Source organism: Nocardia sp. NPDC050413 (assembly GCF_040655475.1).
GTDB lineage: Bacteria > Actinomycetota > Actinomycetes > Mycobacteriales > Mycobacteriaceae > Nocardia > Nocardia coubleae.
Map to the genome: position 1 here is coordinate 362,113 of NZ_JBFAJZ010000005.1, position 25,154 is coordinate 387,266.

22 protein-coding genes and 1 tRNA gene are annotated in these 25,154 nt (G+C 67.3%); 3 read left to right on the forward strand and 20 right to left on the reverse strand.

Annotation, left to right across the window (positions count from 1 at the left end; all coding sequences use genetic code 11):
* Nucleotides 1-6 precede the first annotated feature (6 nt).
* From AB0I19_RS16290 to AB0I19_RS16320, 7 genes are all read right to left on the reverse strand, one after another.
* The gene (locus AB0I19_RS16290) at nt 7-774 is read right to left on the reverse strand and encodes a hypothetical protein (RefSeq protein ID WP_357149323.1); all 768 of its coding nucleotides are present in this window, start codon (nt 772-774) and stop codon (nt 7-9) included.
* A gap of 8 nt (nt 775-782) precedes the next feature.
* Nucleotides 783-1,355: a helix-turn-helix domain-containing protein gene (locus AB0I19_RS16295; RefSeq protein WP_357149326.1), complete on the reverse strand. Its 573-nt coding sequence runs from the start codon at nt 1,353-1,355 to the stop codon at nt 783-785.
* Nucleotides 1,356-1,767: 412 nt separating this feature from the next.
* Nucleotides 1,768-2,031 carry a hypothetical protein gene (locus AB0I19_RS16300; RefSeq protein ID WP_357149329.1) on the reverse strand — a complete coding sequence of 88 codons (264 nt, stop codon included), beginning with the start codon at nt 2,029-2,031 and terminating at the stop codon, nt 1,768-1,770.
* 122 nt (nt 2,032-2,153) lie between these two features.
* Nucleotides 2,154-2,226: transfer RNA gene (locus AB0I19_RS16305), tRNA-Thr, on the reverse strand.
* A 57-nt stretch (nt 2,227-2,283) separates the two neighbouring features.
* A complete protein-coding gene (locus AB0I19_RS16310; RefSeq protein WP_357149332.1) occupies nt 2,284-3,483 on the reverse strand; it encodes a DNA polymerase III subunit delta' in 1,200 nt (399 codons plus the stop codon).
* Nucleotides 3,484-3,573: 90 nt separating this feature from the next.
* Nucleotides 3,574-6,507 carry a type I DNA topoisomerase gene (topA, locus tag AB0I19_RS16315; RefSeq protein WP_357149335.1) on the reverse strand — a complete coding sequence of 978 codons (2,934 nt, stop codon included), beginning with the start codon at nt 6,505-6,507 and terminating at the stop codon, nt 3,574-3,576.
* A gap of 268 nt (nt 6,508-6,775) precedes the next feature.
* A complete protein-coding gene (locus tag AB0I19_RS16320; RefSeq protein ID WP_019044597.1) occupies nt 6,776-6,982 on the reverse strand; it encodes a cold-shock protein in 207 nt (68 codons plus the stop codon).
* A 434-nt stretch (nt 6,983-7,416) separates the two neighbouring features.
* Between AB0I19_RS16320 and AB0I19_RS16325 the strand changes: the two genes are divergently transcribed.
* A complete protein-coding gene (locus tag AB0I19_RS16325) occupies nt 7,417-9,807 on the forward strand; it encodes a DEAD/DEAH box helicase (protein ID WP_357149337.1) in 2,391 nt (796 codons plus the stop codon).
* Nucleotides 9,808-10,104: 297 nt separating this feature from the next.
* On the opposite strand, the gene AB0I19_RS16330 is transcribed toward AB0I19_RS16325, so the two are convergent.
* The 7 genes from AB0I19_RS16330 to ssd all read right to left on the reverse strand — a co-directional run bounded on the left by AB0I19_RS16330 (nt 10,105) and on the right by ssd (nt 15,294).
* A complete protein-coding gene (locus tag AB0I19_RS16330) occupies nt 10,105-10,536 on the reverse strand; it encodes an Rv3654c family TadE-like protein (RefSeq protein WP_357149340.1) in 432 nt (143 codons plus the stop codon).
* Nucleotides 10,533-10,847, reverse strand: a complete 315-nt coding sequence (locus AB0I19_RS16335) for a TadE family type IV pilus minor pilin (protein ID WP_067640496.1) — start codon at nt 10,845-10,847, stop codon at nt 10,533-10,535. The genes AB0I19_RS16330 and AB0I19_RS16335 overlap by 4 nt, the downstream gene beginning before the upstream one ends.
* A 41-nt stretch (nt 10,848-10,888) precedes the next feature.
* A complete protein-coding gene (locus tag AB0I19_RS16340; protein ID WP_067495857.1) occupies nt 10,889-11,098 on the reverse strand; it encodes a DUF4244 domain-containing protein in 210 nt (69 codons plus the stop codon).
* Between the two features lie 72 nt (nt 11,099-11,170).
* Nucleotides 11,171-11,680: a type II secretion system F family protein gene (locus AB0I19_RS16345; RefSeq protein ID WP_357149343.1), complete on the reverse strand. Its 510-nt coding sequence runs from the start codon at nt 11,678-11,680 to the stop codon at nt 11,171-11,173.
* Nucleotides 11,681-11,892: 212 nt separating this feature from the next.
* Nucleotides 11,893-12,486 (reverse strand): type II secretion system F family protein, encoded by a 594-nt coding sequence (locus tag AB0I19_RS16350; RefSeq protein WP_357149346.1) that lies wholly within the window; start codon nt 12,484-12,486, stop codon nt 11,893-11,895.
* Between the two features lie 541 nt (nt 12,487-13,027).
* Nucleotides 13,028-14,209, reverse strand: a complete 1,182-nt coding sequence (locus tag AB0I19_RS16355; RefSeq protein WP_357149349.1) for a TadA family conjugal transfer-associated ATPase — start codon at nt 14,207-14,209, stop codon at nt 13,028-13,030.
* The gene (gene ssd, locus AB0I19_RS16360; protein ID WP_357149352.1) at nt 14,209-15,294 is read right to left on the reverse strand and encodes a septum site-determining protein Ssd; all 1,086 of its coding nucleotides are present in this window, start codon (nt 15,292-15,294) and stop codon (nt 14,209-14,211) included. The genes AB0I19_RS16355 and ssd overlap by 1 nt, the downstream gene beginning before the upstream one ends.
* 451 nt (nt 15,295-15,745) lie before the next feature.
* Between ssd and AB0I19_RS16365 the strand changes: the two genes are divergently transcribed.
* Nucleotides 15,746-16,525 carry an HAD-IB family hydrolase gene (locus AB0I19_RS16365; protein ID WP_133733990.1) on the forward strand — a complete coding sequence of 260 codons (780 nt, stop codon included), beginning with the start codon at nt 15,746-15,748 and terminating at the stop codon, nt 16,523-16,525.
* 433 nt (nt 16,526-16,958) lie between these two features.
* Here AB0I19_RS16365 and AB0I19_RS16370 read toward each other — a convergent pair whose 3' ends face one another.
* The 6 genes from AB0I19_RS16370 to AB0I19_RS16395 all read right to left on the reverse strand — a co-directional run bounded on the left by AB0I19_RS16370 (nt 16,959) and on the right by AB0I19_RS16395 (nt 23,231).
* A complete protein-coding gene (locus AB0I19_RS16370; protein WP_067495868.1) occupies nt 16,959-17,705 on the reverse strand; it encodes an oxidoreductase in 747 nt (248 codons plus the stop codon).
* Nucleotides 17,706-17,716: 11 nt separating this feature from the next.
* A complete protein-coding gene (locus tag AB0I19_RS16375) occupies nt 17,717-17,881 on the reverse strand; it encodes a hypothetical protein (protein ID WP_157101783.1) in 165 nt (54 codons plus the stop codon).
* A gap of 152 nt (nt 17,882-18,033) precedes the next feature.
* Nucleotides 18,034-19,701, reverse strand: a complete 1,668-nt coding sequence (locus AB0I19_RS16380) for an ABC transporter ATP-binding protein (protein ID WP_357149356.1) — start codon at nt 19,699-19,701, stop codon at nt 18,034-18,036.
* Nucleotides 19,698-20,627: an ABC transporter permease gene (locus tag AB0I19_RS16385; RefSeq protein ID WP_084457220.1), complete on the reverse strand. Its 930-nt coding sequence runs from the start codon at nt 20,625-20,627 to the stop codon at nt 19,698-19,700. Before AB0I19_RS16385 ends, AB0I19_RS16380 begins: the two co-directional genes overlap by 4 nt.
* A complete protein-coding gene (locus AB0I19_RS16390) occupies nt 20,620-21,546 on the reverse strand; it encodes an ABC transporter permease (RefSeq protein WP_067640809.1) in 927 nt (308 codons plus the stop codon). The genes AB0I19_RS16385 and AB0I19_RS16390 overlap by 8 nt, the downstream gene beginning before the upstream one ends.
* A 59-nt stretch (nt 21,547-21,605) precedes the next feature.
* A complete protein-coding gene (locus AB0I19_RS16395) occupies nt 21,606-23,231 on the reverse strand; it encodes an ABC transporter substrate-binding protein (protein WP_357149360.1) in 1,626 nt (541 codons plus the stop codon).
* A 331-nt stretch (nt 23,232-23,562) separates the two neighbouring features.
* Between AB0I19_RS16395 and acs the strand changes: the two genes are divergently transcribed.
* Nucleotides 23,563-25,154 (forward strand): acetate--CoA ligase (acs, locus tag AB0I19_RS16400; RefSeq protein ID WP_357149363.1); only part of this gene is annotated, 1,592 nt, incomplete at its 3' end.

Consider the following 25,154-nt stretch of genomic DNA (forward strand, 5'->3'; position numbering starts at 1 on the left):
CATCCGTCAGCGTGCGCAGGGTGTAGTCGGTTTCCCTACGCGATCGAAGGCGTCGCGGAACCCGCGCAGACTGTCGCCGGGTGGGGTGAGCCGGTCCTTGTCGCCCCAGATGGCGAGCACCGGCTGCCCGATGGCTTCCAGCACCGGCACCGGATCGTAGTACGCCTGGGCGAACAGACCCGCGGCCGCGCTTACCCGAATCGCGTTGCGTCCCAATGTATCCACCATAGAACCACGCACGCCCGCAGCGCCGAACCGGGTCTCGTTCGCCCAGGCCTGCTGCGCCGCCGGAGCACCAGCATTCGCACCTACGACGATCAGGAACGCGACATCCTCCGAACGCGAAGCAGCAAGCGGCGCAACCCAACCACCTTCGGACAAACCCCACAGACCCACGCGTGCGGGGTCGACTTCGGGTCGGTCGCGCAGGGCCGCCGCACCCGCGAGGGCGTCATCCGCGAGCAGGGAGTAGTCGCGGTGCGCGGGTGTGTAGTCCTCCGTTCGCTTCTCGTATCGGAGCGTGACGATGCCCTGACGTGCGAAAGCAGTTGCGATCTGCGCATATTGAGGACTGCGACCATCGCCGGAACCGTGCACGAGGACGACTCCCGGCAGCCCGACGGCACCCGCCGGGGCGTGCACGGTGCCCGTGGTTGTGGTGCCGTCGAAGCGGGTGAAGGTGATGTCGGCGGTGGTCTCGTCGGCACCCGCTGTCGGCGCGAAGGCGACGAGAGCCGCGATCATGCTGGTGAGCAGGACGAATCGGGTGAGCATGCGGGTTCCTACTCGTCCATCCCCGGTGCGGGGAACGCGATGAAACGGGTCAGCACCCGCCGCGCACCGGGCCGATTCTCGGCGTGCGTGGCCTGAAAGCGTTTGAGCAGCGCGAGATACTCCTCGCAGAAGGCGTCGAGCTCCTCGCGGGTCGCATAGATCGCCCCGCGCGAAAACGGCATCACGTCACCCCACTCGCCGAGCCTGTCCCGCTCGGCCTGGAACCGCCCGAACAGCTCGACATCCTCGGCGATGTGCTGCGCCACCAACCCCTCGAGCAGCTCACGCATCTCCGGCGACTGCGACTTGTCCAGCCGATACCGCAGATCCTTCGGCGGCGACCGCCACCACCGCTCCTTCCCCTTGGCCAGTTCCGGCGCCTCCTCGATGAACCCGTGCTCGGCCAGCTGCCGCAGGTGATAACTGGTAGCCCCCGTGTTCTCCCCCAACACCTCCGCCAACCCCGTAGCGGTAGCGGGCCCCTTCTCCGCCAGCGCCCGCAGAATCCGCTGCCGCAAAGGATGCGCCAACGCCCTGAGCGCCACCGGATCCGTAATCTCCCTGGGTTCCACACTGTCCATACATGCACACTATGCTTTGCACACTTATCTATGCAAAGAAGAATATGCACACTCCTTTAGACAGCATCGCGAGCTCGACACCGCGGTAAACCGGAGGAAGTACCTGGTCGGAGGAAAACCGCCGTGGCTGGGCCACGGCCCGACACCCGAAGTCGAGATCGGTGTCGATGAGCTGCGCGCGTGGCAGGACAGCGGCGCCAACCGCCAGTCAGCACAAAGTGTGTGGTGGCGCGTAAAGCATTGCCGGAACTGCTCAACGGGGTTCACCGCGATCTGGTCGGCTTCCTGTCCTGCCTCCGGAGATGGTCCGACCGAAACGGGTTGGGCCGCACAGGCACCGAACTAGTTGAGGCGATCGATCGAAACTTCCACGTGACCGCTCCACTGATATTCCCCGGGTTGCCCACAGGAACTACTGATTCGTTTGCGGCCACACAGAGTGGCCGTTGTGTTTGAGGCCGTCGGGAAAGAGGTTGTTCCGGCGGTCGAGGTCGCCATGAACCCAAAGTTCTGAAAGCCCGCCGGAGAAGAGGATCACTTCGATGACCAGGTCAGCAGGATGCTCGTACTCCACAGTCATGGCGTCGCCAGGCTCGAGGTAGATGTCATCTCCGTAGGGCTCGACCCGCCACTGTTGATCCCGTTCGTCGCGGTTGGTCACCTCGTAGCGGATCATCGGTGCGGCTCCAGTGGTAATTCCTGGCCAGATACTGAAGGGGCCGAAGCTCCCTCGCGACGTCAGGTCGTCAGAATCGTCAAAGGCCCTCTCCGGATCCCGGAGAGGGCCTTTGACCTCGGAGCCGCCTGGGGGAATCGAACCCCCGACCTTTTCATTACGAGTGAAGCGCTCTACCGACTGAGCTAAGGCGGCGTGCCTTTCGGCGACGAGAGTCTATCGCGAGTGGGGCTGGATCGCGAAAACGGGTGGTCAGGTGGAGCGGGCGGAGATCAGGGTGGCGACCATGGCGGCTACCGCGAAGCGGGGTTTGACGTTGAGGTCGAGGGCTTCGCGGCAGGCGAGGACGGCGTCGATGCTGCGGAGGAGGCCTTCGGGGCGGACCGAGGCGGCGAGGTCGGTGATTTCGTCGGCCATGTCGGGGTGGGTGAGGGTGATGGTGGCGCCGCGGCCGGCGAAGCGGAGGGCGAGGGCGTCGCGGTACATGCCTGCCACGTCGATGAGGGCGCGGTCGAGGGCGTCGCGGCCGGTGCGGGTGGCGCGGGATTTCTGGCGGCGTTCCAGTTCTTTCAGTACGCCTGCCGAGCCGCGGGTGGCCGAGGCCGCGCCTTTGCCGGTGCCGCCCGCGCCGAGGGCGGTGGCTAGTTCATCGCGTTCGCGGTCGTCGCGTTCGGAGCTCATCTGTTTGGCTTCGTCGTCGGCCGATTTCACCAGTTCATCTGCGGCGGCATAGGCGGCGCCGGGGCGCTCGGTGGCCTTGACCAGGGCGAGCGCGCGCTGACGGCGTTTGCGGGCGTCGTCGTCGGTGGCCAGGCGGCGCGCACGGCCGACGTGCCCGCCGCTCACCGACGCGGCCCACTCGGCGGTCTTCGCATCGAGCCCGTCACGTTCTTTCAGCACCTGTGCGATGGACGGCACCGACGGCGTGACCAGATGCACATGTCTGCACCGCGAGCGCAGCGTGACCGAGATGTCCTCGGGATCGACCGAGGGCGCGCACAGCAGGAAGACAGTGCGGTCCGGCGGTTCCTCCACCACTTTGAGCAGCACGTTGCCCGCCGCCTCGGTGAGCCGGTCGGCGTCCTCGACCACGACCACCTGCCAGCGGCCGGTGCTCGGCCGTCGCGAGGCGACCTGCACGATCTCGCGCATCTCCTTGGTACTGATGCTGAGGCCCTCGGGAACGACCCGGCGCACATCGCCGTGGGTGCCCGCCATGGTCGTGGTGCAGGCGTGACATTTTCCGCATCCGACGGTGTCGGGGTCAGTGCATTGCAGTGCTGCGGCGAAGCAGAGCGCGGCGATGGAACGCCCGGAGCCGGGCGGCCCGGTGAACAGCCAGGAATGCGTCATCGCACCGGTGACGACACCGGCCCGCGCCGCCGTAGCGGCAGCGGTCAGCTCGGTCTCGACCACGTCCTGGCCGACCAGTCGATCGAAGACTCCTGCCACGGCACACACCCTAGTCGCGCGCACCGACAACCCCGAGAGCGGTGGCGGCTCCGGTTCGGCAGCCGCGCCACGCCGCAGAACCGACTCGCGTCAGTCTTCGCTCGCCCCAGCGCTTTTAGCTGTCGCCTTCTTGGCAGGGGCTTTCTTCGCAGCAGTCTTCTTCGCGGTCGTCTTCTTGGCGGTGGTCTTCTTGGCAGCCGTCTTGGTCGCCGTCGACTTGGCCGCGGCCTTCTTGGCAGGAGCCTTCTTGGCCGCCTTCTTCGCCGTCGCCTTCTTCTTCACCGGTCCACGCGCACGCCGTTCCGCCAGCAGCTCCGAGGCGCGCTCGTCGGTGATCGACTCCACTTCGTCGCCCTTGCGCAGGCTCGCGTTGGTCTCACCATCGGTGACGTACGGACCGAAACGGCCGTCCTTGATGACCATGGGTTTGTCAGTGGCCGAATCCTTGCCGAGCTCCCGCAGCGGTGCCGCGCTCGCCGCCTGCCGCCCACGCCGCTTGGGTTCGGCGTAGAGCTTGAGCGCCTCGTCCAAGGTGACGGTGAACAACTGCTCTTCCGACGCCAGCGAACGGGAGTCGGTGCCCTTCTTCAGGTACGGGCCGTAGCGGCCGTTCTGTGCCGTGATCTCCTCGCCGGAGGTGGGGTCGTTACCGACCACGCGCGGCAGCGACAGCAGCTTCAACGCGTCGTCGAGGGTGATCGTCGACAGGTCCATCGACTTGAACAGCGACCCGGTGCGCGGCTTGACCTCCGCGGCCTTCTTCGTCGTCTTCTTCGCGGGTGCGGCGGCAGGGTCCGGCGCGGGCGGTTCCGGCAGGATCTCGGTGACGTACGGCCCGAAACGTCCTTCCTTGGCCACGATTTCGTGCCCGGTTGCCGGGTCGATGCCGAGCGAACGACCCTCCTGCGGCGTCGAGAACAGCTTCTCGGCGACCTCGGGAGTCAGCTCGTCGGGCGGCAGATCGTCGGGCAGGTTGGCGCGCTGCGAGATCGGATCACCGTCCGGGTCATCGGGATTGACGACCATGCGCTCCAGATACGGCCCGAACCGGCCGACGCGGACCACCACATCGCGGCCCTCGTCGTCGACGAACATCTTGATCGAGTTCACTTCGCGCGCGTCGATGTCGTCGAGCTGCACGGAGACCATCTTCTTGAGGCCACCCGAACGCGCGACCGAACCCTCGGCGCCGTTCTCGCCACCGAAATAGAAGCTGGACAACCAGTTTCCGCGCTGCTCGCGGCCACCGGCGATGGCGTCGAGGTCGTCCTCCATGGCGGCGGTGAAGTCGAAGTCGACGAGCCTGCCGAAGTACGCCTCGAGCAAACCGATCACCGCGAAGGCCACCCACGACGGCACGAGCGCGCTGCCACGCTTGTACACATACCCGCGATCGAGAATCGTCTTGATGATCGAGGAGTAGGTCGAGGGGCGGCCGATGCCGAGTTCCTCGAGCGTCTTGATCAGCGACGCCTCGGTGTAGCGGGCGGGCGGGTTGGTGCTGTGACCGTCGGGGTTCAGTTCGACGGCGGTGACCGCCTGGCCCTCTTCGAGTGCGGGCAGGCGCGACTCGGCGTCGTCGGACTGGCCGCCCGCCTCCTCGTCGACACTCTCGACATAAGCCTTGAGGAAACCCGGGAAGGTGATGGTGCGGCCCGAGGACGAGAACACGCACTCCTCACCGGAACGCGCGGTGCCGGTGATGCGGAGGGTGAGCGTGGTGCCACGCGCGTCGGCCATCTGCGAGGCGACGGTGCGCTGCCAGATCAGCTCGTAGAGGCGGAATTCGTCCTGGTCGACCTTCGACGCGAGCTGCCCCGGCGTCATGAAGGTGTCACCCGACGGGCGGATCGCCTCGTGTGCCTCCTGCGCGTTCTTGACCTTGCGGTTGTACTGACGCGGCGTCGGCGACACGTACTCCGCGCCGTAGAGCTGGGTGGCCTGCGAGCGGGCCGCGGCGATCGCCGACTCCGACAGCGTGGTCGAGTCGGTTCGCATATAGGTGATGTAGCCGTTTTCGTACAGCCGCTGCGCGACGCGCATGGTGCGCTCGGAGGTGAACCGCAGCTTGCGGCCCGCTTCCTGCTGCAACGTCGAGGTCATGAACGGCGGATACGGCTTGCGCGTGTACGGCTTGGCCTCGGCCGAGCTGACCACCAGGTCGACACCGTCGAGCGACTCGGCGAGCCGGCGCGCGTACGCCTCGTCCAGCACCACGACACCGGAGGCGGACTTGAGCTGGCCGTCGGAGCCGAAATCGCGGCCCGACGCCACGCGCGCGCCCTCGACCTGCACCAAGCGGGCGCCGAACGTACGCGGGTTGGTGGAGTCGGATTTCTCGTCGGGGCCCGCGTCGAGCTTGGCGGCGATGTCCCAGTACTCGGCGGAGCGGAACGCGATGCGCTCACGCTCACGCTGCACGATCACCCGGGTGGCCACCGACTGCACGCGACCGGCCGACAGGCGCGGCATGACCTTCTTCCACAGCACCGGGCTGACCTCGTAGCCGTAGAGGCGGTCGAGGATGCGGCGGGTTTCCTGCGCGTCGACCAGGTCGTTGTCGAGGTCGCGGGTGTCGGCGGCGGCCGCCAGGATGGCGGGCTCGGTGATCTCGTGGAAGACCATCCGGCGCACCGGGACCTTCGGCTTGAGCGTTTCGAGCAGGTGCCAGGCGATGGCCTCGCCCTCGCGGTCGGGGTCGGTGGCGAGGTAGAGCTCGTCGGCGTCGGCCAGCAGGCCCTTCAGTTCGGCGACCTTGGCCTTCTTGTCGGGGCTGACGACGTAGATCGGCTCGAAGTCGTGATCGACGTCGACACCGAGGCGGGCCCAAGGCTGACCCTTGTATTTGGCGGGCACGTCGGCGGCGCCGCGTGGGAGGTCGCGGATGTGGCCGACGGAGGCTTCGACGGTGTAGTTGCGGCCGAGATAGGGCGCGATCTTGCGGGCCTTCGTCGGGGACTCGACGATCACGAGACGACGCAGGGGTCGCCCCTGGTCGGCTGAACTGCGGTCTCGTGTTGCCACCGGCGAACACCTTCCTTCTAGATCCGCGCCTCGGGAGGTCCGCTCGGAGCGCGGCTGGGGCAGACGGCGCGACGTTCGACATCGCCACCAGTGACGTTTATACCCTGCGCCCATGGGAAGAAGCGCCGTCGGCGGCTGGCGCCGGGGTTTTCAGGTGCGCGTGCTCGCGTGTCCCGGGTCTGCCGTTCTGGCCGATCGTACCCGGAAATGGCTCGTCCCCCACCTCCGCGCACGGGGGTGGGGGACGGGCGTAGTTGTGTTTCGCAGCTCAGGAGAGCGCGCGAACGCCGGTGGCCTGCGGGCCCTTGGTGCCCTGGCCGACCTCGAACTCGACCTTCTGGTTTTCCTCGAGGGTACGGAAGCCCGTGCCCTGGATCTCCGAGTAGTGGACGAAGACGTCAGCGGAGCCGTCCTCGGGCGCGATGAAGCCGAACCCCTTCTCCGCGTTGAACCACTTCACAGTTCCCTGTGCCATTCTGTTCCTTCTCTTTCTTACCGGAACGGCGGACAACTGGGTTCGTCCACCGGGTCCGTTGAGACCGCTGTACTGTTGGATCCCCCTGCAAGGAAAACCTGAGCACGGCGTTCGCAACATCGATCCTGCTGATGGTTGGACTTTGGATCCGTACCTCGAACACAGAAGCTTGCGACCGAGACCCAGTGAACCATGTCTCCGAGCAATTCAACAGTCGAGTTACCGACAATTTGCAAAATTCTTGATCTTGCGAATGCGCAGGTAAGGGGACGATTGGGTGTATCCGTACTTTCAGTCTGTTTGCTTAGGGATAACCGGGTGAGCTTCCAGCAAACCTCCTGTGACCCAGGTCGCTATTGGGTTACGAAAACCCAGGTAGCCGTCGGCGCACACACACGTTTCACACTTCCGATGTCGCATGAGAGGGCAACCGGATGAATCCGACAGAGCGGACCGAGGTCCGCGCGTCGTCCGCGGCCGAAAGTTACGGTCGATCGTTGCTGAATCGTGTCCTGCTCGATGCGGCATCGAGCACTGATCCGCTGACCCATGTCGCGGAGCTGCCCGCGCGACCCGCCCGCACAACGGTCTGGCCGGATTGGGTGCCGTCGGAGCTGGTCAGCGCGCTGAGTGCGCAGGGAATCGAGCGGCCATGGGTGCATCAGACGCGCACGGCCGAGCTCGCCGCCGCGGGCGATCACGTCGTCGTGAGCACCGGAACCGCCTCCGGTAAGTCCCTCGGCTACCAATTACCGGTCCTCACCGCCCTGCGTGACGACCCGCGCGCGACCGCCCTCTACCTGTCCCCGACGAAGGCTCTGGGTGCTGATCAGTTGCGGGCCGTCGGCTCGCTGATCCACGACAACCCGCTGCGCGAGGCCCATCCGGCGAGCTACGACGGCGACACTCCCGCCGAGGTCAGGCAGTGGGTTCGGGCCAATGCGCGCTGGATCTTCACCAATCCGGACATGCTGCACGTGGGCGTGCTTCGGTCGCATCAGCGCTGGTCACGGGTGTTGCGCAACCTTCGGTACGTGGTGGTCGACGAATGTCACGCCTACCGAGGGGTGTTCGGGTCGCATGTCGCGCTGGTGCTGCGCAGGTTGCGAAGGCTCGCGCGGTTCTACGGTGCCGACCCGGTCTTCATCCTGTGCTCGGCCACCAGCGCCGATCCGGCCGAGTCGGCGAGCCGGCTGGTCGGGGCGCCGGTCACCGCCGTCACCGAGGACGGTTCGCCGCGCGGCGCGCGCACCGTCGCGCTGTGGGAACCGCCGTTGAGTACCGCGGTGACCGGGGAGAACGGGGCGCCTGTTCGGCGTACCGCGACGGGCGAGGCCGCCAAGATCATGGCGAGCCTGGTAGCCGAAGGGGCGCGGACGCTCACCTTCGTGCGTTCCCGGCGCGGAGCCGAGCTGATCGCGCTCGAGGCGCGTCGAGTGCTCGCTGACACCGCTCCTGAGCTGCGAGAACATATCGCCGCGTATCGCGCGGGCTACCTGGCCGAGGACAGGCGGGAGCTCGAGCAGGCGCTGTCGCGCGGCGATCTGCTCGGCGTGGCGAGCACCAATGCGCTCGAGCTCGGTGTCGACATCGCTGGTCTCGATGCCGTCGTCATCGCCGGTTTTCCCGGCACGGTCGCGTCGTTCTGGCAGCAGGCGGGCCGGGCGGGCAGGCGTAGGCAGGGTTCGCTGGTGGTGCTCGTCGCGACCGACGATCCCCTCGACACCTATCTCGTGCATCACCCGGAAGCCCTTCTCGACCGCCCGATCGAGGCGACGATCACCGACCCCTACAACCCTTACATCCTCGGTCCGCAACTGCTCTGCGCCGCACTGGAACTGCCGCTCACCGATGCCGAGGTGACCGAGCTCCGGGCCGACGACGTACTCGCTGACCTGGCCGAACAGGGTCTGATCAGGCGCAGGCCTGCATCCGGGCGCCAGCCGGCGCGCTGGCATGTGACGGCGCAGAGTCACCCCCACGACGCCGTCGATGTGCGCGGCGGACTGGGCACGCCCATCGCGATCGTCGACGCCGAGAGCGGGCGGTTGCTCGGCACCGCCGACGCGGGCCGGGCACCGGCGACGCTGCACGACGGTGCCGTGCACCTGCATCAGGGCGAGACCTACCTGGTCGACGAACTCGACCTCGACGGTGGCGTCGCGTTCGTCAACGAGGTGGATCCCGGTTTCACGACCAGCGCAAGACAGATCACCTCGATCAGCATCGAAACGGTGCTCGAGCAGCGGGTGTTCGGCGCGGTCACGACGGCATCGGCGCAGGTCGCGGTGACCAACCAGGTGATCGGCTATCTGCGCACGTTGGTGACCGGCGAGGTGCTCGACCAGGTGGAACTCGACCTGCCCGCGCAGACCTTGCACACCAAAGCCGTCCTCTACACCGTGACGCCGCGGCTGCTCGCCGCCGCGGGTATCTCCGACGACCAGCTTCCCGGCGCCCTGCACGCCGCCGAGCATGCGGCCATCGGGATGTTGCCGCTGGTGGCGGGGTGTGACCGCTGGGATATCGGCGGTGTCTCCATCGCCGAGCATCCCGATACCGGCGCGCCGACGGTATTCGTCTACGACGGACAGCAGGGTGGCGCGGGCTTCGCCGAACGTGGATTCGCCCAGCTCAGCGCATGGTTGTCGGCAACGCTCGACGCGATCCGCAGCTGTGGGTGCCACGAGGGTTGTCCGTCCTGTGTGCAATCGCCCAAGTGCGGCAACGGCAACAATCCGCTCGACAAGGCGGCCGCCGAACGTCTGCTGGTAGCGGTTCTCGGTGAACTCGCAGGCAATCCCGACTGCTCCGCGACGGCGTGATGCCGCCGTCGCGTCATCGTGACCGCCGCTACACCCGACCGAAAGTTTACTGGTCAGTTGTCCGAATTTGCCCTGACCAGTCCTAACGGTCTGAGTGTTACCCGTCGGTAGAATAAAAAGGAATCTCCTTCCATTAACTGACACATTGCCAATCAGGCATCGATCGTGTTCATCGTCATTTGTTTCATTTTTTTCGCGGCGCCTCCAATAAAAGCGCTGGAAATGGCTGGGGAGCCGTTCCGGTAAATTCCAGATAGTTCAGCACGGAAGCACGCCGACCTGTGCGAACACGTGGCATCACCCGCCCTCCTCGACCGGACCGGCCCGCGCCACGCCGACCACGGACCGCGCACCGAACACCCCGAGCCCCACCTGCCGTTCGACCGTCACCACGGCATCCCACTGCTCCACCTCACACCGTGACACGCGCGCCCCCATCCGCCGCGCGACATCGCCCGCCTCCGAGCACCCCACCTCCGCCCCCTCCACCAAAGCACCCGCAGCGGCCAGCGCCCCCAGATCGGCGGCCGCCTGCACTCGATGCCGCGCCACCACCACGGCACCGACCTGCCCCACCATCAAGGTCGAACAAATCAGCGCCGCCAACGCAATGCACGCGAACGCTGTCGCACCACCCTGGTCGGCCCCCGAAGCTGCTGATCGGTACCGCCGCCGGTTGCGGCAGACCATAGATGGCGGCGTGTCCCGAGGAGGGGTCGGTGTGGTCATGGCTGGGTTCCGGGTTCGATGACGGCTACCGCTTCGGCTCGGAGGTGCAGGCCGGGGAGTAGTGGGGTGGTTGCGGCGACCGTGGCTATGACGCGGTCGCCGTCGTTGCGGAGTTCGACGGTGGCCCCGGGTGGGGCGACGGTGCGGCCAGCGGCGACGGCGTGGGTGGTGTCACCGCGTGCGGCCAGGCGCGCGGTTTCGCGGGCGGCGTCGACACAGCGCACCTGGGTCGACGCCGCGAGCAGTGCGCCGACACAGAGTGCGACCGCGCATACGAGGGCGGCGAGGGCGATGGCGGCCTCGACCGTCACCGCTCCCGTATCATCGGCGAGACCGACAGCGCGACAGCGATTTACACGCTCGTGTTGAGCGCCTTGTCGATGATCGATGTCAGCGCGTTGACGATGTTGTCCCCCGTGACCACCGCGTAGAGCACCGCGCCGAAGGCGGCCGCGGCAATGGTCCCGATCGCATATTCCGCCGTCGACATCCCGGCGTCGTCGAACAGCAGACGGGTGAAGCGGGCTCGGACCTCCAGGCAGACGGTGCGTACGTGCGTCATCGTGATCCCCTCTCATTTCCCACCGCGCGGACGATCCGCCCGGTGACGTTTCGTGGCCCGTGTGGCGGGCGTTCACGGCAGCCCGCCGTTGCCGAGGACCCGGCCCGCCAAACCGACTACGACCGGGACGATCCCGAGGCATACGAAGGCGGGCAGGAAGCAGAGACCGAGTGGTCCGCCGATCAGCACACCCGCACGTTCGGCGCGTGCCACGGCGGCGTCCTCCACCACTTCGCGTCGCTGCGTTGCCAAGTCGGCGACAGCGGTGGCCAGCGAAGCGCCCGACCGGGCCGAGCGTCGCGCCATCCGCGCCAGCGACTCGACTTCATCGGCACCCGCGGAACCGACCGCGTCGGCGGCGGCGCGCTCCCACGCCGTGGTGGCGTCGGCGCCGAGTGCCAGTAGGTCGGCGGCCCGCAGCAGAGCCGCGCATAAGACCGGTGGTGCGGTGGGAGCGCTGGCTCGTGCGGCTGCAGCCATCGGCAGCCCGGCTCGCAGGCACGCGGCGAGCAGATCGAATGCCGAAGCCGACCCCAACGGGTCCGCCTTCGCCGTCACCCGCACCGGAGCCAGTGCCGCCACAGGCCCGAGTTCTCGCAACCTCCGACTGACTGCCACCCTCCCGGGCAGTACCACCAGTGCGACAGCCAGAATCAGCACCGCGAGCGGTAGCGGCGCACCGAAATCGTGCTGCACAACAACCCCTTTCACTCGACATCGGCAACCGTCCACACCCATCCACAGCCCTGTGCACAGTCCGCATGCCGGCAGTGACCCGAGACTGATCGGAACGCTCATGCCGTCCCCCTGCGGGTGATGACATCCGTCCACAGCAATCCACAGCAGGCCAAGGCGGTGCCGAGGGGTAGAAGGAATTCGCCTGCGGGAGAGGCGAAGAGGACGGACAGGGGCGCGGCGCCCATCAGCTGGCCGAGTCCTATCCCTACCAGCGGGAGTCCGGCGAGGACCGTGGCGGAGGCTCGGGCGCCTGCCAACGCGGATTCGGTGCGGTCACGAAAGCGGGTACGGGCGAGGAGATCGGTGCGGGCGGCGGAAAGGAGTTCGGCCAGCGCCAGGCCGTGTTGCTCGGCGACGCGCCAGGCGGTCGCAATCCGCGACAGCTCCTCGGCAACAACGGAATCCGGATGGACCATTCCGTCGGCGCCCGAACCACCGAGACGGCTTCGACCCGCGCTGATCGCGAGCACGCGTGCCGCCTCACCCCGCGACTCGCCCGCAGCCGATTCCGCCGCCGCGCTCGGATGAGCTCCGACCCGCAGCTCACCGACGACAGCTTCCAACCCGGCCAGCAGATGCGCGCATTCCTGCCGACGCTCCCGCTCAGCCCGCCCGCGCCGATTGCGCACAGCCACAGTCGTACCGAGCATGAGCGCCGCCAAGCCTGTTCCGACTCCGAAGCCGAAAGCCGCACACCCCACCAGGATTCCTGCACACCACTCCACAGGCATACGCGGCAGTCGGCCCCGCCGCCCCACCCCGAACAGCCGCCCGAACCTCCGCTGCCCTCCCGAAACCGGAAGCACAAGCACCGCGACCGCACAACAGAGCAATCCAACGCCCATCTCTCTCACCTCCAGTCAGGTTTCGCGACAACACGTTCGACAAGCAGCCGTTGTCCACAGGCGCTCACATCGGTTGACCACCTCTCGCCCGTCGACGGAGCCGCATACGTGGCCGGCAACAGCGGAGAAGCCGCCTGCAGCCGTCCCTCGGTGCGCGACTCGCCCTCGGGGGCTCTGTGCACGTCACTCTTGGGAGTTCTGTGCACAACTCGCGACAAGCTTCGCGAGACAGCTGCGCAGCAAGCCGAGGTGCCCGCAGCCTCGCGCCTCGTCTCGCAACTCGGGAAGGCGCGGACCGAGGCCGGGTACGTCTGCCGATGACCGGTGAGGAGCGCAGATCTCGCACTCATCCGAGCCTCGATTCCAGGAGCCGGGCCAGCTCCGGAGCGCCCGGGGTCGCAGCTGAATCGGAGCGCCAGGCGGGAGTGATGTGGATGGAGTCGGTATCGCGGTGGAGGATTCCTATTTCCCGGAGGCCTCGGGTGCCGTCGGCGCGGCGGTGGACGTGGAGAACGACCTGGACCGCGGCGGCCAGCTGGCTGTGCAGGGCGGCGCGGTCCATTCCGCCGAGGGCCGCGAGGGCTTCCAGCCGCGCGGGAACTTCCTGGGGTGAATTGGCGTGGACCGTTCCCGCCCCGCCGTCGTGGCCGGTGTTGAGGGCGGTGAGCAGATCGACGACCTCCGCGCCGCGGACCTCACCGACGACGATCCGATCGGGGCGCATCCGCAGCGCTTGGCGGACCAGATCGCGAACAGTGACCTCGCCTACCCCTTCCACATTGGCCGTGCGCGCGACCAGGCGCACCACGTGCGGATGTACGGGCGCGAGTTCCGCGGCGTCTTCCACGCAGACGATCCGCTCGGCGGGATCCACGGCCGCCAGCAGCGCGGACAACAAGGTCGTCTTTCCCGCACCGGTTCCGCCGACCACGAGGAACGCGAGGCGGGCGCGCACGATATCGCCGAGCAGCGCACGGGCCGCCGGAGGTAGCGAGCCGGCGGCGGCGAGGGCATCGAGGCCCTGGGTGGCTGGGCGCAGGACGCGCAGCGACAGGCAGGTGCCGTCGTGGGCGACAGGGGCGAGGACGGCGTGCAGCCGCACGCCGAACGCGTCGCCGAGGGTTGCCTCGGTGCCGGTGAGCTTGCCATCCACCCACGGCTGGGCGTCGTCGAGCCTGCGACCCGCCGCCAGAGCGAGACGCTGGGCGAGCCTGCGCACGGCCGCTTCATCGGCGAAACGCACGTCGGTGCGCTCGAGGCCGTGGCCACGATCTATCCACACCGCATCGGGACCGGTGACCAGAACATCGGCCACGCGCGGATCGTGCAGCAGCGGTTCGAGCAGGCCGGCCCCGGTCATCTCGGTCTGCAGCAGACGCAGCGCGCGCAGCAGGTCGGTGTCGGCGAGGACACCGCCCGCTTCGGCGCGGATCGCGGCGGCGAGTTGGGCGGCATCGGGTGCGCCGGCGTGTTCGGCGAGGCGTTCGCGGACCCGCTCGAGCAGGTCGACGGTGACGAATGTCGTCATCACACCTGCGCCCCGACCATGGCGAGAACCGCGTCGGCCGCGTCGCGCAGCGGACCGCGCCTGCGCACGCTGAGCCCGCCGCGTTCGAGCCGCGCGGCCAGCCCTGCTTGTCCACGCACGGCCGCGAGCAGCGGCAAACCGAGCACCTCGGCCACCTCCGCGCCGCGCAAACCGCCCGGTGCCGGACCACGAACCACCAGGCCCCGGTTCGGGTTTCGCTCGCCGAGGTACGCCGACACCACCTCGGCGGCGGCTACCGAACGCAACCGGGCGGGCACGACGAGAACGACGAGATCGGCGGCATCGACCATCACGTCGGCCGCCGCACCGCGCTCCCCCGACACATCGCAGACGACCAGATCACCTGCGGACCTACCGGATTCGATCACCGCACGCACCGCCGCGGGCGCCAGTTCGGCGGGCGGACCCGCGCGCCCACAGGAGAGCACAGCCAACCCGGGACAGGCGGCAGGCAGCGCGTTGTGCAGCGCGGCGGCGGAAACCCGCCCGTCCTCGATCACGAGGTCGGGCCAGCGCAGCCCGGTGACGTTCTCTATCCCGAGCACGAGGTCGATGCCACCGTCCAGGGGCGCACCGTCGATGAGCACCGCGTCGCGCCGCACTCGCAGCGCCGCACCGCGTAAGGCCGTCGCGGCGGCGAGCGTCGAGGCGCCTGCTCCCCCACCCGCACCGGCCACGGCGACGACCACCCCCTCCCCGGTGCGCGACTCGGCATGCTCGGCGAACTGCTCGACCAGCGCGACTGCCGCGCCCGGCAGCCCGACGACGCGTTCGGCACCGACGGCGGTGGCGGCCTGCCAGTCGGCAACGGCCGGTTCACCTTCGGTGACGAGCACGATCCCCGCCCGTCGCGGGCAGCCCGCCGTGGCGGCGGCGATCGCGGCATCGGTGTCGAGGATCACCAGGCCCGCGCCCGCCCAGGCGTGCCTGCCGACGGGCATGTGCCGTTCGTCGGTGACCCGCTCGGCGGCCGCGGCCACCCGGCGCACCTCGGCGCGCAGCCGTTCGTCGCGCACGAGCACGAGGGCGGGCGAGATCGGAGCGGAGGTGGGGGCGAGGTTCATGCGGTTCAGCGTGCTCGCGGAGGACCTCGGCCGACACCCGCCGAACGGCGATTGTGGATAACTCGCGGGGTGTGGATAACTTCCGAATACGCTGCCGGATGAAAGTAATCGTCCTGAAAATAGAGGACGGCCCCAGCCGGGGGGGAGGAGGCTGGGGCCGTCGGGTTCAGCCCCGGGGGGTCGGGCTGAACGCGCCTGGACCATGTCCAGGTGTCAGCAATACTACACCCATCACCCGCCGACGGCGCAAGTAGCGTCGGCCGACATTCTTCGGCGATTCGCGCCCTCCGGCGTCCGCAGGGCAAACACCGAACAGTTGCCTGAGCGGCCGGATCCCCCACCCGTCGGTACGCGTGCCTATCCTGTTGTCGTGACCGCCGATCCCCGCCAGACTCCGCCTACGGACACAAGACTCGATTCCTCGGGCCGTGCGCCGACGGCCGGCGGGCGGGTGGCCGCGTTCTTCGATCTCGACAAAACGGTGATCGCGAAATCGAGCGCGTTCGTGTTCAGCAAACCCTTCTACGCACAGGGGCTGATCAACCGCAGAGCCGTACTGGAGAGCAGCTACGCACACTTTTTGTTCCTGCTGTCGGGTGCCGATCACGACCAGATGGAACGAATGCGGGCAAACCTGGCCAACATGTGCGCGGGCTGGGATGTGCAACAGGTGAAATCCATTGTGGCCGAGACACTTCACGAGTTGGTCGACCCGCTGATCTATGCCGAGGCCGCCGACCTGATCGCCGATCACAAGATCCGCGGCCACGATGTGGTGATCGTTTCGGCGTCCGGCGAGGAAATGGTCGGGCCGATAGCCGAGGCGCTCGGCGCCTCCCATACCGAGGCGACGCGGATGGTCGTCGAGGACGGAAAATACACCGGCGAGATCGAGTTCTACTGCTACGGAGAGGGAAAGGTGGCCGCGATCGAAAAGCTGGCCGCCGCAGAGGGTTACGACCTGTCCCGGTGTTACGCCTACTCCGACTCGGCGACCGACCTGCCGATGCTGAGCGCGGTCGGCCACCCGACCGCGGTGAACCCCGACCGCGCGCTGCGCAAGGAGGCCGTCGCACGCGGCTGGCCGGTGCTCACCTTCTCCAATCCGGTGTCGCTGTGGTCGCGGTTCCAGGCGCCGTCGAGCACCACGGTTGCGGCGACGGCGGCCGTCGGGCTCAGCGCCGTCCTGGCGGGCGCGATCAGCTACCGGCTGCTGCGTAAACGCCGCTGACCTGCGACGCAGGCTTGACCCGCAAGCACGGATCGCCGGCTGACACGCCGAAAACAAGCGGATTCGGTAATGCCGGAGAAACGCTTGAAGTGAGCGCGGTCACAGTGTAAGAATGGAGTCACGGAAGGACGGAAGGCCAAGACGGGACCGGAAGAGAAGGTTTCGCCTCCCATCCCACCCTTCCCAGCACGGACGCCAGGCACCCACGCGGAGCGCGCCGCGACAAGGGCAGCAGAGTTGTGGGCCTGCGAAATTCGGGCAGTCGTCGGCGAGAGCCTCGCACAGGTTGCGGGGATGAACCGGCGGGGTTCGGATGATCGCCGAGGCCACCGAACACAACCCACCCCAGCACGCTTGGTAACCAGGTGTTCCGTGCTAGCGGGCGGCGAAGTCGAGCAATCGGCACGCCGCCCGTTTCGATGTGTGGGGAAGGTCAGCCCGCGGCCGCGTCGGCGATCGAGTTGGCCTCTCGCGCACCGTCTTCGAGCGCACCCGCACAGAACAGCACCCATCCGCCGACGCCCTCCGGCGTGCCCATGCCGAAGCCGGCGGCCGCATCGAGGTAGGCCTGCCTGCGACGCAGCCAGAACACCTCGGGAACGCCGAGGCTGCGGGGATCGAGCCCGGTCGACACCGCGACCAGCCTCGACGCCGCGCGGGCGACCACACCATCGGCGGTGCCGAACGGGCGAAGTGTCATCAGCTCGCCGTGCACGACGGCGGCGATCACCGGCGCGGGTGCTGTGCTGGTCTGCACGGTCTGAGCCAGCAGGTCCAGCCGCTCCGCCACCCCGGGCACCGGGCGTGGCCTGCCGAGTTCCTGCTGATCGGTGACGAGGTCGGCGGCGGCGAGCAGATGCAGCCGGGCCAGCGCCTGCAGCGGGGCGCGGCGCCAGGTGCCGACCAGGTTGGTGAGCGCGTCACCGTCGAGCGCCTGCCCCACCCGCAGCGCACCGGCCAGCACCGGATCGCTGACCTTGCCGTCGGCGGGCAGATCGGTGCTCGCGCCCTCGATGGCAGCCGAGGAACGCGCCGCGCGGACGGCGGCCTCGGCGGCGGTGGTCGCCCAGCCGCGTCGGTTGGACTTGTGCCGGTGCACCGCGGCGAGCGCGTCGCGCGCCTTGTCGGCGGCCTCACGCACGCCGGGCAGGTCGACCAGGGGCTGCAGCGGATCAGTCACGAAAGAGGAGGCTACCGTTCGAGCGCACCGGCCCCCACGGCCACATGGAGCCCGCGTGCCCGCGGCCACACCCGATCGGGCCACAACACCTCGGCGAGCCGTTTCGCCGCCGGTGTCTTGGCCCGACGACGACGCGCCTCCAATTCGGCCTGCCGCTCCGCATCGATTCGATCCATCAGCGCCTCCCCACCTCAGCGAGCCACCTCGCACCACCTCGGACCAACCAACGATACGCCGCTGAGCTGCGGTGACGCGCCCGATTCAGCAGCTCTCGACCCAGCGCCCTCGCTGATCCAGCCGACGCACACCGACTGTCGAGCCCGACCCGCTACCCAGCCAACAACTCCCGCCCCGGGATCGCCTCGAGCAGATCCCGCGTGTATTCCTCGCGCGGCGACGCGAACACCTCATCGGTGGTGGCCGATTCGACGACCTTCCCGGCTCGCATGACCAGCACGTTGTCCGCGATCTGCCGGACAACCGCCAGATCGTGCGTGATGAACAGGTACGTCAACCCCAGCTCGGCTTGCAGGTCGTTGAGCAGCGTGAGGATCTGCGCCTGCACCAGCACATCGAGCGCCGACACCGCCTCGTCGCAGACGACGAGCTCCGGCGACAACGCCAACGCGCGAGCGATCGCCACCCGCTGACGCTGCCCGCCCGACAACTCGTTGGGATAGCGCCGCAGCACCGACGACGGCAACGACACCTTGTCGAGCAGGTCGCGCACCACCTTCTCGCGTTCGGCGGCGGTACCGATCTTGTGCACCCGGAGGGGTTCTTCGACGGTGCGGAAGATGGAGTACATCGGGTCGAGGGAACCGTAGGGGTTCTGGAAGATCGGTTGCACGCGGCGGCGGAAGGCGAAGGCGCCCTTGCTGTCCATCGACGACACCTCCTGACCGTCGAACACCACCGAGCCTGCCGTCGGTTCGAGCAACCCGAGCACCATCTGCGCGATGGTCGACTTGCCCGATCCGGACTCACCGACGATCGCGGTGGTCGTGCCGCGTTCCACACAGAAACTCACGTCGTCGACGGCGGTGAAAGCCGTCGACTGCCACGGTCGTTTGCCGCGAATTTTGAACGCCTTGGTGAGGTTTCGCACGTCGAGCACGGTGTCGGGCAGCGCCTCGGTGGCGGCCACCTCGACGGCACGGTCGCGCACCTTCGCCCGCTGCCGCGACGACGACATCCGCTGCGCCGCAAGCGAGGGCGCCGAATTCACCAGCTTCTTGGTATAGGTGTGCTGCGGGTCGCGCAGGATCTGCAGGGCCGGACCGGATTCCACCACCCGCCCGCGATACATCACCACGAGGTGTTCGGCGCGTTCGGCGGCCAGGCCGAGGTCGTGGGTGATGAGCAGCACGGCCGTCCCCAGCTCGGTGGTGAGCTCTTCGAGGTGACCGAGGATCTGGCGTTGCACGGTGACATCGAGCGCCGAGGTCGGTTCGTCGGCGATAAGCAGTTTCGGCCTGCACGACAGCCCGATCGCGATGAGCGCGCGCTGGCGCATACCGCCGGAGAACTCGTGCGGGTACTGGTTCACCCGCCGCGCGGCATCCGTCATCCCGGCCTCGGTGAGCAGTTCCACCGCCCGTTCGCGCGCGGCCGCACCCTTGGCGATGCCGTTGGCCTCCAGGGTTTCCCGGATCTGGAAGCCGATCTTCCACACCGGGTTCAGGTTCGACATCGGGTCCTGGGGAACCAGGCCGATCCCGTTGCCCCGGACCGCGACGATCTCCTTGGCCGAGGCCTTGGTCAGGTCCTTGCCCTCGAACCGGATGGACCCGCCGGTCACCTTGCCGGTGCCGGGCAGTAGATCGATGATCGCGTGCGCGGTCGTCGACTTGCCCGACCCGGACTCGCCGACGATGGCGACGGTCTGCCCGGGGTAGACGGTCAGATTCACCCCGCGCACAGCGGGCACCGGCTTGCCGTCGGAGGTGAAACTCACCTCCAGATCGCGGATTTCGAGCAGCGGTTCGGTGGTCATCGGGTGCGCTCCTTCGGATCGAGCGCATCGCGCACCGCGTCACCGAGCATGATGAAGCTCAGCACCGTGATGGCCAGCGCGGTCGCCGGATAGAACAGGATCGGCGAGGTACGTATCTCGGACTTGGCACGGGAGATGTCGGCGCCCCAGGCCACGATGTCGGGTGGCAGCCCGACACCGAGGTAGGACAGCGTGGCCTCGGTGACGATGAAGACGCCGAGCCAGATGGTCGCGACGACGATGAGCGGGCTCGCCGCGTTCGGCAGCACGTGCCGCATCAGCGTGCCGAACCGCGACACACCGAGCGCCTTCGCCGCCGTGACGTATTCGCTGTTCTTGGCCTCGATCACCGCGCCACGGGCGATGCGCGCGGCCTGCGGCCAGGTGAACGCCACGAGGATCGCGATCACCGTGGTAATCCCGGCCGGGCGGAGCAGCTGCAGCAGCACGATGGCGGCGAGCACCATCGGGATGGCGTAGAAGATCTCGGCGATGCGCGAGACGACGGTGTCGAGCAGGCCGCCGTAGAACCCGGACAGCGCGCCGAGCACCCCGCCGACCACCAGGAACAGCAGCGCCGAGCCGACGCCGACGGTCACCGAGGCGCGGGCGCCGTAGATGGTGCGCGCGTAGATGTCGCAGCCCTGTTTGTCGAAACCGAACGGGTGACCGGGGCGCGGCCCGTCCATCCCGAATTCGCCGAGGCAATGGCGCGGGTCCTGGCTGGTGAACAGCGACGGCCACACCACGACCAGCAGCACGAGCACGATCAGCACGACGGCCACGAGGAACACCGGGTTGCGCCGCAGCCGCCGCCACGCATCGCCCCAGATGCTGGTCGGAGTGCCCGCATCGAGCACACGGTCGGTGGCGAGCACCTCCACCTCGTCGGCGGGGGCCACGAAATGCGATTGCTTGTCATGCATAACGGATCCTCGGGTCGAGCGCGGCATAGAGCAGGTCGATGACCAGGTTCATCAGCAGGAACAGCACAACGAGCACCGTCACGAACGACACCACCGTCGGCGGCTCACCGCGGATGATCGCCTGATACATGGTTCCGCCGACACCGGGGATGTTGAAGATGCCCTCGGTGACGATGGCGCCCGCCATCAACGCACCGAAATCGGCACCGAGAAAGGTGACGACCGGAATCATCGAATTGCGCAGAATGTGCACCGTCACCACGCGCCGGCGGCCGAGGCCTTTCGCCGTCGCGGTGCGCACGTAGTCGGCGGACTTGTTCTCCGCCACCGAGTTTCGTGTCAGGCGCAGCACATAGGCGAACGAGAGCGAGCCGAGCACGAAAGCCGGGACGATCAGTTCACCGAGACTGGCGTTCCCGGTGACGGTCACCGGTGCGATGCCCCATTTCACACCGAGCAGGAACTGCGCGAGATAACCGACGACGAACACCGGGAGCGCGATGATCACCAGGCTCGCGATCAGCATCGTCGAATCGAACAGTTTGCCCTTGCGCAAACCGGCGATCAAACCGAACAGGATGCCGAAGAAGCCTTCGATCAGCACGGCGAGAAACGCCAGTTTGATGGTGATCGGGAAGGCCCGTTCGAGTTCCTCGCGCACCGGCCTGCCGGAGAACGAGGTGCCGAAGTCGAGGGTGAGAATGCCCTGCAGGTAATGCAGGTATTGCATGATGAACGGCTGATCGAGGTGGTAGCGGGCGCGCAATGCCGCCTCGGCCGCCGGGGTCAGCGCCTTTTCACCGGCCAGCGCCTTGATCGGGTCGCCGGGAATCAGGAAGACCATCGCGTAGATCAACAGCGTGGCGCCGAGGAACACCGGGATCATCTGGAGCAGGCGCCGGAGTATGTACCAAGTCATCATTCCTCCGAAAACGGCCGGGCCGAGCCACTTTCGTGACCCGGCCCGACGGCGAGTGGTTACTTCTCGATGTTCTCGAAGTCGAACAGGCCGTTCCAGGCGAGTTCGGCCTTGGTGACCCGATCGGAGCGGCCCGCGGCGGCGATGTAATCGAACACCGGGATATCGGCCATATCCCGGATCAGGATCGCCTGTGCCTGCCCGATGAGTTTGTAGGACTCCTCCTTCGTCGCCGCGGCCATGGCGGCGTCGAAGAGGCGGTCCACCTCGGGGTTGTTGTAGTTGACATTGTTGGTCTCGGAGTAGCTGTAGTAGTTCGACCCGAGGAACTGCATCATCGTCGGGTAATCACCCTGCCAGCCGTAACGGAAAGCGGTGCCGATGGTTTCGGCGTTCACCGCGTCACGCACGTCCTTGAACGTCGGCACCGGATTGGCGACGGCGTCGATGTTCAAGGTGTTCTTCACGCTGTTGGCTACCGCTTCGATCCACGCCTGGTGGCCGCCGTCGGAGTTGTAGGTGATGGTGTAGCGCGAGCCTGCCCACGGCGACATGGCGTCGGCCTGGGCCCACAGCTTCTTGGCCTCCTCCGGGTTGTAGTCGAACACCTCGGCGCCCGGGAGGTTCGCGTCGAAACCGGGCAGCGTCGACGCGGTGAAATCACGTGCCGGGTTCCGCAGGCCGTTGAAGATCTTCTCGATGATCTGCGGCCGGTTGATCGCCATGGAAATGGCCTTGCGACGCAGCACGCCCTCCGCACCCGCGAAATGCGGGACATTGGACTGGATGCCGATGTGCTGATTCTGCGCGGTCGGCTTGGTGATCGCGCGGTCGCCGAGATCGCTCTTGTAGGTGCTCAGCGCGCTGTCGGGAATGGTGTCGAGCGCGTCGAGGTTGCCTGCCTGCAGATCGGCGTAGGCCGTCTCGTAGGACTGGTACATCACAAAGCGCAGGCCCTTGTTCTTGGCGGGCCTACCGCCCGGGTAATCCGGGTTGGGCTTCAAATCGATCTTGACGTTGTGTTCCCAGGATTCGAAAGCGTAGGGGCCGTTGCCGACCGGGTTCTCACCGAAAGCCTTCATGTCCTTGAACGCCACCTCGGGCAGCGGATAAAACGGGGCGTAACCGAGGGCGCTCTCGAAGTCGATCGACGGCGACTTGAGTTCCACGGTGAAGGTGCGATCGTCGACCAGCTTCAGGCCGGACATGGTCTGCGCCTTGGGCTGTTCGGCATTCACTTCGTCGAAACCGGCGATCTGGCTGAACGCGTAGCCCTGCAACTGCGCGTTGGTGCCGAGCGCGCCGTAATTCCAGGCGTCGACGAACGATTTGGCGGTGACCGTGGTGCCGTCGGTGAATTTCCAGTTCGGCTTGATGGTGATGCGATACGACTTGCGGTCGGTGGTCTCGATCTTCTCGGCCATCTCGTCGTGCGCTTCGCCGTTGGCGTCGTAGTACTTCAGGCCCGCGAACAAACGGTCGACCACGCGACCGCCCATGTTCTCGTTGGTATTGGTCGGTACCAGGGGATTCTGTGGCTCTCCCGCATTGGTGGTGACAATGGCCGCATCGGCACTGTCATCGGACGAGCACGCGGTGAGACCGAGGCTTGTGGCCACGAGTCCCGCCGCGATCAGCGCGGTCGCTCTGATGAATCTCAACGATCTCTCCCGGTTCGCTTCCATGACATGAAGGGGGCGCAATCATCTTCCGCGTCACATGTATCCCTACGGTTACATGCCGAATACGCGGAAAAGATTGCCGAACCCTTCCTGTTCGACAGAAAAAGATGAACAATTCTCGGAACCATCAGCTGAACGGTTGATCTAAAACGATAGCCCGGGATCGCCTGCCCTGTCCGCGAACTCACCGGATGAATCAAGCCCACTGAACGTCTCGGAAACCGAGCTCACGCAACGCTCACAAGGGGGCCGACACGTTCGTTACTGTCGAGGTGCCACGGCTGCGCCTTGGCGACCGACCCGACCGCACCAGGCATGTGAGGCTGACATCGACATGACCGAAACCGCTGCAGGACATCAGGATTCGTATCCGCCGAGCGCCGAGTTCGCGGCTGCCGCCAATGCCGGTGCCGAACTCTACGAGCGGGCCGACGCCGACCGCGAGGGCTTCTGGGCCGAACAGGCGCGCCGCCTGCACTGGCACACACCCTTCACACAGGTCCTGGACTGGGACGACGCACCCGTGGCGCGCTGGTTCGCCGACGGCGAGCTGAACATTAGTTACAACTGCGTCGACCGCCATGTTCTCGACGGTCACGGCGACCAGGTGGCCATCCACTGGGAGGGCGAACCCGGCGATTCGCGCGCGATCACCTATCGGGAACTGCTCGAGGAGGTTTCGCGGGCGGCCAACTACCTGACCGAGCTCGGGCTGGTCGCCGGTGACCGGGTGGCGATCTACATGCCGATGGTGCCCGAGGCGATCGTGGCGATGCTGGCGTGTGCGCGGCTGGGTCTCACCCATTCCGTGGTGTTCGCCGGGTTCTCGCCGAGCGCGCTACGGCAGCGGGTCGACGACGCGCAGGCGCGGCTGGTCATCACGACCGACGGGCAGTGGCGGCGGGGTAAGCCCGCGCCGCTGAAGGAGGCTGTCGACGAGGCGTTGGCCGCCAAGGGTGATGTGCCGTCGTCGGTGGAGCATGTGCTCGTGGTGCGCCGCGTGGGGACCGAGGTGCCGTGGACCGACGGGCGCGACCTGTGGTGGCACGAAACCGTCTCCGCCGCTTCGCCGTCGCACGAGGCGCAGGCGTTTCCGGCCGAGCATCCGTTGTTCATCCTCTACACCTCCGGGACCACCGGGAAGCCGAAGGGCATCCTGCACACCAGCGGCGGATACCTCACCCAAGCCGCCTACACCCACCACAACGTCTTCGATCACAAAGCCGGACAAGACGTCTACTGGTGCACCGCCGACATCGGATGGGTCACCGGACACAGCTACATCGTCTACGGACCGCTGGCCAACCGCGCCACCCAGGTCGTCTACGAAGGCACCCCGAACTCCCCCAATGAGCACCGCCATTTCGAGATCATCGAAAAGTACGGCGTCACCATCTACTACACCGCCCCGACCCTGATCCGCACGTTCATGAAGTGGGGCCGCGAGATCCCCGACGCCCACAACCTCACCAGCCTGCGTCTGCTCGGCTCGGTCGGCGAACCGATCAACCCCGAAGCATGGCGCTGGTACCGGGAAGTGTTCGGCGCCGACAAGACCCCCATCGTGGACACCTGGTGGCAGACCGAAACCGGTGCCATCATGATCTCGCCGCTGCCCGGCGTCACCGACGCCAAGCCCGGCGCCGCCATGCGCCCCCTGCCCGGCATCTCGGCGAAGGTCGTGGACGAAGAAGGCAAGGCGGTTCAGCTCGGCGAAACCGAGGCCAACGGGTACCTGGTGCTCGACAAGCCGTGGCCGTCGATGCTGCGCGGCATCTGGGGCGATATGGACCGCTACCGGTCCACCTACTGGGAGCGCTACGCCGAGCAGGGCTGGTACTTCGCCGGTGACGGCGCCAAACTCGACACCGACGGCGACCTCTGGGTCCTCGGCCGCGTCGACGACGTCATGAACGTCTCCGGCCA

Bases quoted from the DNA above. Each gene is read 5' to 3' on its own strand.
- AB0I19_RS16395 (WP_357149360.1), bottom strand. From the start codon at position 23,231: ATGGAAGCGAACCGGGAGAGATCGTTGAGATTCATCAGAGCGACCGCG.
- AB0I19_RS16350 (WP_357149346.1), bottom strand. From the start codon at position 12,486: ATGCTCGGTACGACTGTGGCTGTGCGCAATCGGCGCGGGCGGGCTGAG.
- AB0I19_RS16295 (WP_357149326.1), bottom strand. From the start codon at position 1,355: ATGGACAGTGTGGAACCCAGGGAGATTACGGATCCGGTGGCGCTCAGG.
- AB0I19_RS16330 (WP_357149340.1), bottom strand. From the start codon at position 10,536: ATGACCACACCGACCCCTCCTCGGGACACGCCGCCATCTATGGTCTGC.
- AB0I19_RS16325 (WP_357149337.1), top strand. From the start codon at position 7,417: ATGAATCCGACAGAGCGGACCGAGGTCCGCGCGTCGTCCGCGGCCGAA.
- AB0I19_RS16290 (WP_357149323.1), bottom strand. From the start codon at position 774: ATGCTCACCCGATTCGTCCTGCTCACCAGCATGATCGCGGCTCTCGTC.
- AB0I19_RS16380 (WP_357149356.1), bottom strand. From the start codon at position 19,701: ATGACCACCGAACCGCTGCTCGAAATCCGCGATCTGGAGGTGAGTTTC.
- ssd (WP_357149352.1), bottom strand. From the start codon at position 15,294: ATGAACCTCGCCCCCACCTCCGCTCCGATCTCGCCCGCCCTCGTGCTC.
- AB0I19_RS16300 (WP_357149329.1), bottom strand. From the start codon at position 2,031: ATGATCCGCTACGAGGTGACCAACCGCGACGAACGGGATCAACAGTGG.
- AB0I19_RS16375 (WP_157101783.1), bottom strand. From the start codon at position 17,881: ATGGATCGAATCGATGCGGAGCGGCAGGCCGAATTGGAGGCGCGTCGT.
- AB0I19_RS16385 (WP_084457220.1), bottom strand. From the start codon at position 20,627: ATGCATGACAAGCAATCGCATTTCGTGGCCCCCGCCGACGAGGTGGAG.
- AB0I19_RS16320 (WP_019044597.1), bottom strand. From the start codon at position 6,982: ATGGCACAGGGAACTGTGAAGTGGTTCAACGCGGAGAAGGGGTTCGGC.
- AB0I19_RS16340 (WP_067495857.1), bottom strand. From the start codon at position 11,098: ATGACGCACGTACGCACCGTCTGCCTGGAGGTCCGAGCCCGCTTCACC.
- AB0I19_RS16355 (WP_357149349.1), bottom strand. From the start codon at position 14,209: ATGACGACATTCGTCACCGTCGACCTGCTCGAGCGGGTCCGCGAACGC.
- AB0I19_RS16390 (WP_067640809.1), bottom strand. From the start codon at position 21,546: ATGACTTGGTACATACTCCGGCGCCTGCTCCAGATGATCCCGGTGTTC.